13 protein-coding genes are annotated in these 13,680 nt (G+C 29.2%); 11 read left to right on the forward strand and 2 right to left on the reverse strand.

Annotated elements, in window-relative coordinates:
• Positions 1–101: 101 nt before the first annotated feature.
• A complete protein-coding gene (locus ABXG81_RS02275; protein WP_353529013.1) occupies positions 102–713 on the reverse strand; it encodes a hypothetical protein in 612 nt (203 codons plus the stop codon).
• Positions 710–1,189 (reverse strand): aminoacyl-tRNA deacylase, encoded by a 480-nt coding sequence (locus ABXG81_RS02280; RefSeq protein ID WP_117521724.1) that lies wholly within the window; start codon positions 1,187–1,189, stop codon positions 710–712. Before ABXG81_RS02280 ends, ABXG81_RS02275 begins: the two co-directional genes overlap by 4 nt.
• Positions 1,190–1,268: 79 nt before the next feature.
• Between ABXG81_RS02280 and ABXG81_RS02285 the strand changes: the two genes are divergently transcribed.
• The 11 genes from ABXG81_RS02285 (at position 1,269) to ABXG81_RS02335 (ending at position 13,664) form a co-directional block, all read left to right on the forward strand.
• Positions 1,269–2,045 (forward strand): MBL fold metallo-hydrolase, encoded by a 777-nt coding sequence (locus ABXG81_RS02285; protein ID WP_117521911.1) that lies wholly within the window; start codon positions 1,269–1,271, stop codon positions 2,043–2,045.
• A 55-nt stretch (positions 2,046–2,100) separates the two neighbouring features.
• Positions 2,101–2,955, forward strand: a complete 855-nt coding sequence (locus tag ABXG81_RS02290) for a DegV family protein (RefSeq protein WP_117521723.1) — start codon at positions 2,101–2,103, stop codon at positions 2,953–2,955.
• A gap of 185 nt (positions 2,956–3,140) precedes the next feature.
• Positions 3,141–3,674, forward strand: coding sequence for a translation initiation factor IF-3 (infC, locus tag ABXG81_RS02295; protein ID WP_288222805.1), 534 nt, complete (start codon positions 3,141–3,143; stop codon positions 3,672–3,674).
• Between the two features lies 1 nt (position 3,675).
• The gene (gene rpmI, locus ABXG81_RS02300) at positions 3,676–3,873 is read left to right on the forward strand and encodes a 50S ribosomal protein L35 (RefSeq protein WP_117521721.1); all 198 of its coding nucleotides are present in this window, start codon (positions 3,676–3,678) and stop codon (positions 3,871–3,873) included.
• An 18-nt stretch (positions 3,874–3,891) separates the two neighbouring features.
• Entirely contained in the window at positions 3,892–4,245 is a 354-nt protein-coding gene (rplT, locus tag ABXG81_RS02305) for a 50S ribosomal protein L20 (protein ID WP_117521720.1), read from the forward strand.
• Positions 4,245–4,964, forward strand: a complete 720-nt coding sequence (locus ABXG81_RS02310) for an RNA methyltransferase (RefSeq protein WP_316111353.1) — start codon at positions 4,245–4,247, stop codon at positions 4,962–4,964. Before rplT ends, ABXG81_RS02310 begins: the two co-directional genes overlap by 1 nt.
• A 232-nt stretch (positions 4,965–5,196) precedes the next feature.
• On the forward strand, positions 5,197–6,219 hold the full coding sequence (gene pheS / locus ABXG81_RS02315) for a phenylalanine--tRNA ligase subunit alpha (protein ID WP_353529014.1): 1,023 nt from the start codon (positions 5,197–5,199) through the stop codon (positions 6,217–6,219).
• Between the two features lie 8 nt (positions 6,220–6,227).
• Positions 6,228–8,615 (forward strand): phenylalanine--tRNA ligase subunit beta, encoded by a 2,388-nt coding sequence (gene pheT, locus ABXG81_RS02320; protein ID WP_353529015.1) that lies wholly within the window; start codon positions 6,228–6,230, stop codon positions 8,613–8,615.
• A gap of 8 nt (positions 8,616–8,623) precedes the next feature.
• Positions 8,624–9,115, forward strand: coding sequence for a cell division protein ZapA (gene zapA / locus ABXG81_RS02325; RefSeq protein ID WP_181965129.1), 492 nt, complete (start codon positions 8,624–8,626; stop codon positions 9,113–9,115).
• On the forward strand, positions 9,115–11,319 hold the full coding sequence (locus tag ABXG81_RS02330) for a U32 family peptidase (protein ID WP_353529016.1): 2,205 nt from the start codon (positions 9,115–9,117) through the stop codon (positions 11,317–11,319). Before zapA ends, ABXG81_RS02330 begins: the two co-directional genes overlap by 1 nt.
• Positions 11,319–13,664, forward strand: coding sequence for an endonuclease MutS2 (locus ABXG81_RS02335; protein WP_353529017.1), 2,346 nt, complete (start codon positions 11,319–11,321; stop codon positions 13,662–13,664). Before ABXG81_RS02330 ends, ABXG81_RS02335 begins: the two co-directional genes overlap by 1 nt.
• Positions 13,665–13,680: the final 16 nt, after the last annotated feature.

Consider the following 13,680-nt stretch of genomic DNA (forward strand, 5'->3'; position numbering starts at 1 on the left):
GGTTTATGGAAGCATAAACCTGTCGGCTTACAGATATACTTTTTGATAGGGTTTTCGAATGATTTTGGAACGATCTATCTATTTTGTAATAGCCCCATTTCTTATTGTTTACTTATATTTGTTCTAATAGATTTTAGATTGTTACTAAGTTCATATATAGGAATTGTATCTTCATAGATTTTTTGATTATTTTTTTTGATATAATCACACAGATTTATCATCCAAACCACTATATATTTAGATAAGTAAAATCCTTGTATACCATTTGCTATAATAGACCTTCTGCCATTTATTACTATATCATCCCTGATTTTTGCAAAATAATTAGTGAAGTATTCATTGGACTTATCATCTATTATAATAGCTTCTATTAGGCTTGATAGAGCTTTTATATAAATATCATTCATAGGATTTACAACAAATTCTATTTCATTATTTGAATTAAGAAATATATCCTCTTTAACCTTATAACTATCGTATGAGTCTCTGTATTTTTTTATATTGAAATCATTAAAAAAATTAGGATATAGACCATATGGGTATTTAGATTTTTTTATTGTATTTTTTAAAAATTCCAGTTCATAAGTGCCGTTATCAAAGGATGCAATAAAAATAGGTGAAAGTATTACTAATAATTTTAACCTTTTTGATTCAATATCATTTGGGAAAATTAGTTTTATTGAATCATAAGACTTTTCTATTGCTACATTCATTGGATAACATCAAAAAACTTAGCATCATTAGCTTTTGATAAATCTTTGGGATTTATTTTTAAACTATGACCAATCTTACCTGCAGATACTTTTATGAACTCCATATCGTTAGCACTTTTATCTATTATAACTGGAAAATCTTTTTTCATAGCAAGAGAAGTAGTGGCACCTCTTTCATAACCTACCTTTGGTTTTAATTCTTTAAGAGCAAGCATTTCTAAACTTTTGACTCCAACACATCTTGCTGCTTTTTTAAAGTCAATACTAGCTGCTCCTGGTATAACAAAAATATAAATATCATTTGTGTTTGATATAGTTGCTAGTGTTTTGTAAATATAGTCTATGTCTTGATGAGTTTTTTCTGATAAATCTACTGAGGATACAAAGTCCCCTTCAAGTCCGTAGTCTATATGTTCATAGTTTATATTAAGCTTATCTAAAACTCTCATTGCATTAGTTTTTATTTCTTTTTTCATAAAATCACTTCCTATCAAATTATTATACTACTTATTAGAATAATTAATGGGTATAAAGCAAAGGAGAATTGGAGTGGATATGAAAAACGAAATTATTATTACCTATATATACCATAGTTGTTATACAGTAGAAACAGAAGATCTATTTATAATATTTGATTACTATAAAGGTGTACTTAATATACCAGAAGATAAAGAAGTTATATTTGTTGCAAGTCATGGACATGACGATCATTATACTTCGGAAATTTTAAAAGTTCCTGGTATGGAAGATAAAACATATATTTTAAGTTCTGATATTGGCAGTTTGGAGAAGAATGAAAATATTATCTATATAAAAAATAATAAACTTTCAATGGATCAGTTAAAAAGTCTTTATTCTTCTAAGAATGTACATTTTATAAATAAGAATCAAACCTATAAAATAAAACTTAACAATGGGTTTAAGCTTAAAATTAAGACATTTGGATCTACAGATAAGGGTGTTTCTATATTATTATATTTAGATAATATAGAAATATTTCATGCTGGTGATTTAAATTATTGGGCTTGGAAAGATAATGATGATGTTACTATGAAAAAAGAATACGATGATTTCATGGAAGAGATTGATAAGATAAAAAAAGAAAATATAGATATAGCTTTCTTTCCAGTAGATTATAGATTAGAAGAAAATTATTATAAGGGGGCAGATATTTTTATCAAGGAAGTCAAGCCTCAAGTATTCTTTCCTATGCATTTTGGATCAAATGAAGAAATATCTCTCACTTTTAAAGAAAATCACACTTACCCTAAAACAGAAGTAAGAGCAATATATGAGCAAAATCAACAAGTAATAATAGATATGAAAGATTAATTATGGTATAAATATTATAATGTGACTTAACAAAATTAATTTAATAGGAGCTTTGATGGAAAAAATTGCGATTCTGATAGATTCAGCATCTGATATAGATTTGGATTTAGCCAAGAAATTAAATGTATATTTTTTACCGCTATATGTAAACTTAGATAGCGAGTATTTTAAAGATAGAGAGGAAATTAGTCCGGATCAATTTTATGATTGGATTAGAAAACATAATAGTTTGCCTAAGACGAGTACAGCATCTCCAGCAGATGCAATAAAAAAATATGAAGAAATTAAAGCTGATGGCTACAATAAAGTAATTGCTATAAGCTTAAGCTCAAAATTTTCAAGTACCTATAATTTAATGAATATGGCCAAGATAGATGGATTAGAAAGCTACGTATTTGATTCTGCTAATCTATCTATGGCAGAAGGATTTTTTGCTATTTATGCACAAAAGTTAATTGATGAAGGCTATTCATTTAATGAAATAATAAATAAATTAGAAGAAAAAAAGAATGACTCCAAGGTGTTTTTTACAATTGATTCATTCAAATACATTGTGGAAGGTGGAAGAGTTCCAAGAAGCTTTGGTAAAATCGGAGATGCTTTGTCAATTAAACCTATAATAACAGTAAATCCAATAGAAGGTGTTTTTAAGCTTTATAAAATGGCTAGAGGAGAAAAGAAATTATTAAAAGAGCTAAGACATCTAGCAGAAAAAGAGATAGATAATGTAAAAGATTACTATATATTTCTATGCCATGGGGGATATGAAGAAGGTATGGATAAGTTAGAGAATAAACTATCAGATATAATAGCTAATGCAAAGGATTATCTTAAAATACAAATTTCCCCAACCTTAGGAGCTAATACTGGACCAGGCTTGTATGGCTTTGGCTTATTTAAATTAGACTAATAAATTATAATTATTATTTGACAAAATGAGAGAATAGTAGTAATATATAGTTCATAGACAACGAAGAAGTACCCAATACTCACCTACCGATTGATAGATTAATATTTGTAGGTTAATAATTTTTAAAGATAAATTTTAAAAATTTAAACGGGTACTTTGTGCCCGCTTTTTTTATGTAATTATACATTGGAGGTATAACTATAAAAGATTTAAGAATAAACAACGAAATTAGAGCTGACAAGGTAAGATTAATTGATGAAAATGGTAACCAAGTAGGTGTAACAACTTTAAGAGATGCACAAGATCGTGCTGATGAGAAAAGACTAGACTTAGTTCTAATGAGTCCACATGCAAAACCACCTGTTACTAGGATAATGGATTACGGTAAGTTCAAATACGATCAAGAAAAGAAAGAAAAAGAAAATAAGAAAAAGCAAAAAAATGCTCAACTTAAAGAAACAAGATTTTCTTTGAATATCGAAGATAATGATTTGCACACTAAGGCAAATCAAGCTATTAAATTCTTAAATAACGGGGATAAAGTAAAAGTTTCTATAAGATTTAGAGGACGTGAGCTAGGTCGTAAAGAACCAGGCTATGAATTAATGGATAAATTCAAAGATATGCTAGGAGATTCTGCTATAGTTGATAAAAAACCTAAGATGGAAGGTAGATCCTTAGTAATGTTCCTAGAACCAAATACAGAAAAGGGAGAGTAATATGGCTAATAAAAATAAAACAAGAAGATCTGCTGCTAAAAGATTTAAAGTTACAGGCAGTGGAAAAGTAACTAGAAGAAAAGCTTATAAAGGACACTTGACAGCTAAAAAATCACCAGCTAGAAAAAGAAAGCTTAGAAAAGGTACTGTAGTTTCTAAAGCTGATGAAAGAAATGTAAAACAATTATTAGGAATGTAATCTAGGAGGGTAAGAGAAATGGCAAGAGTAAAAAGAGCTACAAACGCAAAGAAAAAGCATAAAAAAGTATTAAAACAAGCTAAGGGATACTACGGTTCAAAGAGCGTTTTATATAGAACAGCTAATCAAGCTGTGATGAAATCATTAAACTATGCTTATATAGGACGTAAACACAGAAAAAGAGATTTTAGAAAATTATGGATTGCAAGAATCAACGCTGCAGCAAGACAAAATGGTACAACTTATTCACAATTGATGGGTAATCTTAAAAAAGCAAACATTGATATTAACAGAAAAATGCTTGCTGAAATTGCTGTAGAAAATCCAGCTGAATTTAGCAAACTAGTAGAACTTGCTAATCAAAATGCCTAATGGTAATAGAATCTACTTCTAATAAAAATTATAAGTATATATCAAAATTAAAAAATAAAAAATACAGGGACGCTGAAAGCTCCTTTATAGTGGAATCAAGAAAATTAGTAGAAGAGGCTATCTCTTCTGCTGATATTGATTTTATTTTTTTATCAGAAAATAATGCTTCTTATAGTACTAACTATCAAAAATTAGTATTATCAGAAAGCCTATTTAATAAATTAAGTTCCTTTAAAAATCCGGATGGTTTTGGAGCTGTTGTAAAAAAGAAATCCTCAGATAAGATTACAAATTCTAAAGTTTTACTATTAGATCATTTAAATGATCCTGGTAATATGGGAACTATTGTAAGGAGTGCTGAAGCATTTGGATTTAGCGATATAATAATTACACCTGGTACTGTTGATATATATAATGAAAAAACACTAAGAGCCTCAATGGGCTCAATTTTTAGATTAAATATAAAAGAATGTAATATAGACGAGCTCCATAAGTTAAAAAATACATATAAAATTGTAGCCGCTGATATGAGCGGGTATGATATAAACAAGTGTAAGATAGATGATAATCTAATTCTTGCTATAGGCAATGAGGCAAATGGTCTTAGTGAAGATATAAGAAATCTTACAGATATTTTTGTAAAAATTCCTATGCAAGGCAAAATAGAATCACTAAATGCTGCTATAGCAGCTAGCATTTTAATGAATAAACTTGGCTAATGATTCGGCAAAATAGCTTTACTTACCAGCAAGAAGGGGATGATGAGAGCCTTTCATTATAAGCTTGATATTCACCGATGAAGTTTGATATGAAATAAGTAGTTGATACGTAAAAGCTGCGTTAAAGCTTTAGAGGTGGGTTTATATAACCAATTAAGGTGGTACCGCAGATTTATTAAGATTCTGTCCTTTTATAGGACGGAATTTTTTTATACAAATTTAGGAGAAATAAATGGAAAAAAATTTAAAGGATATTTTGGCCAAAGCAGAACATGAAATAGATTCTGCTTTAAATCTTGATGATTTAGAAAAAGTTAGAGTTACTTATCTTGGTAAAAAAGGTAAGATGACTGATCTTAAGAAAAATATTTCAAATTTGCCAAATGAAGAAAAACCAATGGCAGGCAAGCTAATAAATGAAACTAGTAAAAAGATAGAAAAATCTCTGTCTAAAAAGATTGATGCTGTAAATAAAGAAATACTAGATGCAAAAATTAAGAAAGAAAAGATAGATGTAACAGCTCATTTTGATAAAAATGAAAGTGGACATTTAGCGCTAATTAACCAAACATTAGAAGAACTCGAGTCAATCTTCCAAAATATGGGATTTGATGTTGTAGAAGGGCCAGAAATAGATACTGTTAAAAATGTTTTTGATGATTTAAATTCCCCAGCTGATCATCCAGCACGATCTACATCTGATACTTTCTATATAACTGATGATATACTACTAAGACCACATACATCATCTATGCAAATAAGAGTTATGAATAAAGGTAAACTTCCTATAAAGATGGTTTCAGCAGGTAGAGTTTTTAGAAATGATGAAGTAGATGCTACTCATTCACCAATGTTTCATCAATTAGAGTGTTTAGTAGTAGATGAGGGTGTTTCTATGGCAAATTTAAAGGCAACACTTGAAACATTTATAAAAGAAATGTTTGGAGATGACATAAAATTAAGATATAGACCACATCATTTTCCATTTACTGAGCCATCTTTAGAAGTAGATGCAACTTGTCCAGTTTGTAGAGGAGAAGGGTGTCCAGCATGTGGAAATACTGGTTGGTCAATGGAACTTTTAGGCGGAGGCATGGTTCATCCAAAAGTTCTTGAGGCATGTGGTATAGATAGCGAGAAATACACAGGATTTGCTTTTGGACTTGGAGTTGATAGGATAGCTATGGTTAAATATGGCTTAGATGATATTAGATTACTATATGATAACGACAAAAGATTCTTGGAACAATTTTAGGAGATAAGATGTTAGTACCTTTAATTTGGCAAAAAGATTATATAAATATTGATAAAGATTTAAAAACAATAACTGATAGACTATCAGAGACAGGATCACATGTAGAAGAAGTAAATACAATCACAAGTGATCTAAAATCTGTAGTAGTAGGTCATGTATTAAAGCAAGAAAAACATCCAGATGCAGATAGATTAAAAGTTTTGACAATTGATATAGGAGAAGATAGACATAGTACAATAATAACAGCTGCTCCAAATACAAAAGAAGGGGATTATCTATTTGTAATTAAAAGTGGAACTAAGCTAGATAATGGAGATTACATAGAAGATCATGAATTTTTTGGAATCAATTCGGAAGGTATGCTAACTTCATATGCAGAGCTTGGTTATTCTGATAATGTTATACCAAAAGAATTTAAAGATGGAGTTATAATTCTACCAGAAGAAGTAAAACCAGGTACACCAGTAAGTGAAGTTTTAAATTCGAATACTCCTGTAATAGAATATGAAATTACTCCAAATAGAGCTGACTGCCTATCAATTATAGGAATGGCAAGAGAGACAGCTGCAAGCTTTGGTGAAAAAATAATATTGCCAGACTTAGAATATCCAACAGTTGATGGAAATATTTTTGATTACGTAGATACTGTTACAATAGAAAGTGATAAATGCAATAGATTTACAGCTAGAGTCGCAAAAAATATTAAAGTTGGCAAATCCCCTCAATGGCTACAAAATTATTTAATCTTAGCTGGAATGCGTCCAATAAATAATATAGTTGATATTACTAACTTTGTAATGCTTGAAACTGGTCAACCACTCCATGCTTATGATTTAGATAAGCTAAAAGATAAAAAAATCATAGCAAGAGATGCAAAAGAAGGTGAAGTTCTCACAACTATAGACGGTAAAGAAAGAAAATTAGATCCTTCAATGCTAGTTATTTCAGATGGTAACAGGCCTATAAGTCTTGCAGGAGTTATGGGTGGTTTTGATACTGAAGTTACAAGTGAAACGAAAAATATCCTACTAGAAGTAGCTAATTTCGATAGGGCTAGCGTTAGAGAAACATCTAAAAAATTGGGTCTTAGAAGTGAGGCTTCAACAAGATTTGAAAAGGGACTTCCAGTTGAAATGGCTGATATAGCGTCAAAACGTGCTATGAAACTTATTTCAGATTTAGAAATAGGTGAAATAATAGATGGTATAATCGATGAAGGAGAAAAGAGTCCTAAAGATAAAATTATAGATCTTAGAATATCAAGGTTAAATGCTTTGACAGGAGTAGACTTTAGTAGAGAAGAAGCTATTCGAAATTTAGAACTTCTAGAATTTGGAGTAGAAGAGAAAGGTAGTGATACTCTTGTTGTAAAAGTACCGTTCTTTAGAATGGATATTGATTTAGAAGCAGACCTTATTGAAGAAGTGGTTAGACTTTATGGTATGGGAAATATTGAATCTAAGCCTTTAAGATCAACTTTACAAAGAGGGATCAGAAGTGAATCTAGACTTTTAAGAGATGAGCTTAAAAAAGAATTAGCTGGACAGAAGTTCTCGGAAATAGCTACCTATTCATTTATTTCACCTAGAGTGTTTGATAGGATGGGGCTTGATGAAAAATCCGAACTTAGAAATTATATAAGTCTAGTAAATGCTCTTGGGGAAGACTTTTCTGTAATGAGAACTACTCAAATCTCAAATATGTTAGATGTAATTGCAAAAAATATAAATCGTGGTGCAAAAGACCTAAAACTATTTGAACTTGGTAAAACTTTTAAAAAAGCAAGAAAAGATCTACCAAATGAAAATGACACCTTGACTATAGGACTTTATGGTTCATATAACTTCTATGATTTAAAAGATATTTTTAATGAAGTAATGAAAAAAGTTGGATTTAAAAACTTTAACTATAAGACAAATGAAACTAATCCAATATTTCATGCGGGTAGATGTGCAGATATATACTACGATGATATAAGTATAGGTACTATAGGAGAAATTTCCTATCAAGTTCGCAATGAATATGATATTAGCAAAGGATGTTTAATTTTAGAAGTAGATTTATCAAAAATAAAAGATAAAAGAATAAAAAATAGGAAATATACGGAAATTCCCAAATATCCAGCAATAACACGAGATTATTCTTTTGTAACAGATAAAGATATTGAATCTAAATTTATAGAAGATACAATTATTAATAATGGTAAAGGATTAGTAAAAACTATTGAATTATTTGATATTTATACAGGTGATCAAATAGAAGAAGATAAAAAATCTATATCTTACAAAGTAGAATATAGAACTAATGATAAAACTTTAAAAGAAGAAGATATAAAAGATATAGAAGAAAAAATCATTAATGACTTAAACGATGCAAATATTGTATTACGTAGTTAGGAGTAATAGTGACTGAGAAAAAAGTTCAGGTTGAAATTAATGGTATAAGCTACACCCTTATAACTGATGAAAGTGAAGAACATATTAGGGAAATAGCATCATATGTTGGCAAAAAAATAAATGAAGCAAAAGCCGATAATTTAAGCTATGATAAAGAGCTAGTATTAACAAGCCTTAATATAGCAAATGACCTCTTTAATGTAGGAAATAAATATAAAAGATTAAAAGAAGATTCAGCTGAGGCGGTTGAAAAATTCCCTTCTTTAGTCGAAAATTACAAAAAAGCAATTGATCATAATGATCAATTAATTGAAAGAGTAAATCAACTAAGTCAACAAAATGAATCTTTAGAAAATAAAAAAAATGATTTAGAAAAACAAATTAAATCAAATGAAGAAAGTGATAAACTTATAGAAAAGCTTAGAAATGAAGCTAAGAGACTCCAACAAGAAGCTGCAAGTTTAAAGGCAGAAAACGAACAATTGAAAGGCAAACTTTAATGGGTAAAACCGAAATACTAGCACCAGTAGGTAACTATTCTATGCTTGAAGCAGGAATAGCCGCAGGTGCTAGCTGCTTTTATCTAGCTTTAGATGATTTTGGAGCTAGAGCTTATGCTAAAAATTTCACTCTCGATAGTATAAAAAATGTAGTAGAGTATATTCATTTATTTGACAAAAAAGTCTTTATAACTATGAATATCCTTATAAAAGATTCTGAAATATCAAAAGCTGTAGAATATGTTGAAAAATTATATGAATACGGAGTAGATGGTCTAATTATTCAGGATTTGGGATTTTTCTCTATTATAAAAGATAAAGTTCCTGGAATGAGTTTACATGCATCTACACAGATGGCTGTAAGAGAATATAACGGAGCAAGTTACTTAAAAAAATTAGGGTTTGATAGAATAGTTATAGCCCGCGAAACTCCTATTGAAGAGATTAAAAAGATTGCTAGTCTTGAAGTGGAAACAGAAGTATTTGTTCACGGATCTTTATGCGTATCTTATTCTGGTGAATGTTTAATGAGTTCATATTTTGGAGGCCGTTCTGCAAATAGGGGCAGATGTGCAGGACCATGTAGACAAAAATATGAATTGATTTCAAATGATAAGAATCTAGGTAAAGATTATTATTTAAATATGAAAGACTTAAATGTAATTGATAAACTAGATGAACTTTTGCCTATAGGAATTGACTGTCTAAAAATTGAAGGTCGAATGAAAACTCCGGAGTATGTTTATACGACGGTAAAAAATTATAAAAGTAAAATTGATAAAAATATTTACAATAAAGATGACATATTAGATTCTTCAAATAGAGGTTACACTAGAGGATTTATATTTGATCAAAATATTAATTATGTACTATTAAAAGATGATCCAAATCATCGTAGTATTGGCAAAGTAAAATATTCTAATTTAGGTAAATATTTTATAAGTGATTCTAATTTATCGTTGGGTGATAATTTGGAAATTACAACTAAAAGAGGGAAAAAACTTCCTTTTACTACCACAAAATCTTATAAAAAGGGAGATAAAATATTTCTAGAAAAATATAAAGATGCCTTGGTTAATTCAGATGTTTTACTTTTAAATTCTACAAGACTTAAAGATTCCTTAAAAGAAGGTCTAAATTCATATAAATCTCTACCAGTAAAAATAGATTTTATTGCGAGTGTAGGAGAATATCCTAAGCTTACTATAAGTTATAAAGATAAGAAAGTAAGTTATGTTCATGATGTAATTTGCGAAAAAGCTAAAAATATTTCTTTAACGGAAGATAGCATAAGAGAAAATTTAGATAAATTTAATGATGAAATATTTATGCCTAGCAAAATAAATATTAATATCCAAGATAATATATTCCTTAGAAAAAAAGATATAAACGAGTGTCGTAGAAAGTCTATAGATCTGTTGAAAAATACTATATTAGAAGATTATCACAGAGATAGTATTGATATTCATATTCCTAAACTTAGAAATAATAAAAAAAATAAATTTGAAAAAAATATAGAATTACTAACAAATAATATTTCAAAAGATTTGTTGGAAGACTTTGATAATATTTATCTAAGATCTTACGATAAAGAGTATAAGAACTTTAATTTATATTTAAACTTAGACTCTCATGACGAATATGATATAGATGAGCTAATAGACTACTTAAAAAGGTACAATTTTAAAGGTGTTATTTTTAATAATTATCGTGATTTAAACTTTATTGAAGATTTTAGGAAAAATGGATTTTCAATAAGGATAGGTAGATATCTTAATGTATTTAATTCTTATACTTTAGATTTTTATAGTGATTTTTCTGAAATGATTTGTATTAGTAGTGAAGCTGACCTTGATTTTATTAATAAAAATGACGGAAATTATCCTTTAGAAGTTCTATCATATGGCAGAGTGGAACTTATGAATATGCGTCATTGTCCATTTTCTACTATAAAAAAATGTGAGCTTAAAGGTTGTTCTACTTGTAAGTTTAATGAAGGCAAGCTTAAATCAAAAGAGGGTGCCATGATGAAAATAATTCGTTATGATAACTATTCAAAAATTTATCCAGATCAAGCTACAATTTTTGATAAGTATCAATTTAATGAAAATATATCAATTCTATATTCTGTAATGAGTGATGAAGATTTGCTTGATATAAATAGGGTAAAAAATCGTAATTCTTATACTAGAGGGGTGATCTAATGCAAGAAAGAACTTTAGAAGTTTTAGAGTACAAAAAAATTTTAGAAAGATTAGCGAAAGAAGCTCGCTCTAAGCTAGTAAAAAAACAAATATTAAATTTATTACCTCTTAACGATTATGATCAAATTAGCGAAGAGTTAGATAATACAGCTCAGATGGTAGGCGTTATAAGTAGATTTGGTAATATAGATCTTTTTGGTCTATTTGATTTTACAGATATGATTACTTATGTGAGAAAAAATGGAGTCCTTGAGCCTTATGAACTTTTAAAAGTAAATGATCTATTAAGAGTTTCATACTATCTAAAAGATTATGGAAAAGATATAGAAGAGCCTTATATAAAAGATTTGTTTAATAGAATTAGTACAAATGATTTTATAAGAAATGAAATCGAGCGTTCTATTATCAGCCAAGATGAAATAGCTGATAATGCATCAAGAGAGCTTAGAAATATACGCAGGCAAAAGGAGCGAAAGGAAAGCGACATCAAAGCTAAAATGAACTCCTATATTACTAATCCAAGGTATGATGATGCTTTGCAAGATAAGGTGGTTTCAATAAGAGATGGTCGATATGTAATACCAGTTAAGACAAACAAAAAGTCTTCAATTGGGGGTATTATTCACGATAAAAGCTCTAGTGGAAATACCATATTTGTAGAGCCATCGGCAATTGTGGAGCTAAATAATCAGCTAAAGGACTTAGATCTTAAAGAAGATGATGAAATAAGAAGAATACTTGATAGACTTTCAAGATTTGTAGAAGAATTTGATGTTGAGATTCTAGAAAATCAAAAGCTCATTTCAAGGATTGATTTCTTGGCAGCTAAAGCAAAATTTGCAATAAACAATGAATATACTAGACCAAAAATAAATGCTGATAAAATTATTAGATTAAACCAAGCTCGACATCCACTATTAAAAGGCAAAGTAGTACCAATAGATGTAATTATAGGTGGAGATTATAAAACTTTAATAATTACAGGCCCAAATACCGGTGGTAAAACAGTGTCTTTAAAGACAGTTGGACTTATAACTCTTATGGCTCAGACAGGTCTTTATATACCTGCTGAAGAAAATAGCTTGGTAAATATTTTTGATGATATTTTTGTAGATATAGGGGATACTCAATCAATAGAGATGAGTCTATCTACTTTTTCGGCTTCTCTTACAAAAATAGTGGATATTACTAATAAGGCAAGTGAACGTTCCTTAGTATTATTAGATGAAGTAGGATCTGGAACTGATCCAGTTGAAGGTGCAGCCCTTGCTATCTCTATATTAGATTATCTTAGAAAAAAAGACATAATGACTTTTGCTACAACTCACTATAGTGAACTAAAATATTATGCTGTAGAAACTCCAGGTGTTATGAATGCATCTGTAGAATTCGATGTAAACACTCTATCTCCTACTTATAAATTAGAAATAGGAACTCCAGGGAAATCTAATGCTTTTGAAATATCTAAAAGACTTGGACTTGATGAAGATATTCTTAAAAATGCTTACAATTTACTAGGTGAAGATACTAAAAATGTAAATAAGATTTTAGAAAAGATAGAAGAAGATAGAGATGAATTGGAGTTAAAGAATCAAGAAATAGATAAATACAAAAGAGAAATTCAAAAGATAAAAAAAGAACTTGAAGAAAAATCAAAAGAAGTAGATAAGAAACAAGCTGCTATTATAAGAGAGGCTGAAGATAAGGCTAATGTTATATTAGAAAAAGCTAATAATGAATCTCAAGCTATGCTTAAGGAAGCTAAGAAAAGTAGAAATGCCAATACATCTGATATAGATAGAAGCCTTAATAATATTAGAAATAGATACAAAGACAATAAGATTGAACGTAGGGGCAAAGGTCTTAAAATTGGAAAATCCAATGATATACCAGAAGAATTAAAATTAGGAGATATGGTAATAATTGAAGGAATAAATGAAAAAGCTGAAGTTATCTCCGAACCAGATGATAGGGGAAATATTAAACTTCAAATGGGAATTTTAAAAATGGACTCTAATATAAAAAATGTTACCAAGATACAAAGCCAAGATAAAACGGAAAAGAATATCAATAAAGTGTATAATGCTAAAAAAGCAATGAATATTTCCCCTACACTAGATTTGCGTGGGCAAAGATATGATGATGCTATGAGGAATCTGGATAAATATCTTGATGATGCTATGCTTGCAGGTTTATCTAAGGCAAAAATTATACACGGCAAGGGTACTGGTGCTTTAATAAATGGAGTTACAGAAAATTTAAAAAATGACAAGAGAATTGCTGATTATAGATTAGGTGATGATAAGGAAGGTGGCTATGGAGTTACTATAGTTACTTTTGAATAAGATTAGCAAGGCAGGA

Source organism: Anaerococcus nagyae (genome assembly GCF_040364225.1).
GTDB lineage: Bacteria > Bacillota > Clostridia > Tissierellales > Peptoniphilaceae > Anaerococcus > Anaerococcus nagyae.

Coding starts and splice junctions, on each gene's coding strand:
- ABXG81_RS02275 (WP_353529013.1), bottom strand. CDS start 713: ATGAATGTAGCAATAGAAAAGTCTTATGATTCAATAAAACTAATTTTC.
- ABXG81_RS02280 (WP_117521724.1), bottom strand. CDS start 1,189: ATGAAAAAAGAAATAAAAACTAATGCAATGAGAGTTTTAGATAAGCTT.
- ABXG81_RS02285 (WP_117521911.1), top strand. CDS start 1,269: ATGAAAAACGAAATTATTATTACCTATATATACCATAGTTGTTATACA.
- ABXG81_RS02290 (WP_117521723.1), top strand. CDS start 2,101: ATGGAAAAAATTGCGATTCTGATAGATTCAGCATCTGATATAGATTTG.
- rpmI (WP_117521721.1), top strand. CDS start 3,676: ATGGCTAATAAAAATAAAACAAGAAGATCTGCTGCTAAAAGATTTAAA.
- rplT (WP_117521720.1), top strand. CDS start 3,892: ATGGCAAGAGTAAAAAGAGCTACAAACGCAAAGAAAAAGCATAAAAAA.
- ABXG81_RS02310 (WP_316111353.1), top strand. CDS start 4,245: ATGGTAATAGAATCTACTTCTAATAAAAATTATAAGTATATATCAAAA.
- pheS (WP_353529014.1), top strand. CDS start 5,197: ATGGAAAAAAATTTAAAGGATATTTTGGCCAAAGCAGAACATGAAATA.
- pheT (WP_353529015.1), top strand. CDS start 6,228: ATGTTAGTACCTTTAATTTGGCAAAAAGATTATATAAATATTGATAAA.
- ABXG81_RS02330 (WP_353529016.1), top strand. CDS start 9,115: ATGGGTAAAACCGAAATACTAGCACCAGTAGGTAACTATTCTATGCTT.
- ABXG81_RS02335 (WP_353529017.1), top strand. CDS start 11,319: ATGCAAGAAAGAACTTTAGAAGTTTTAGAGTACAAAAAAATTTTAGAA.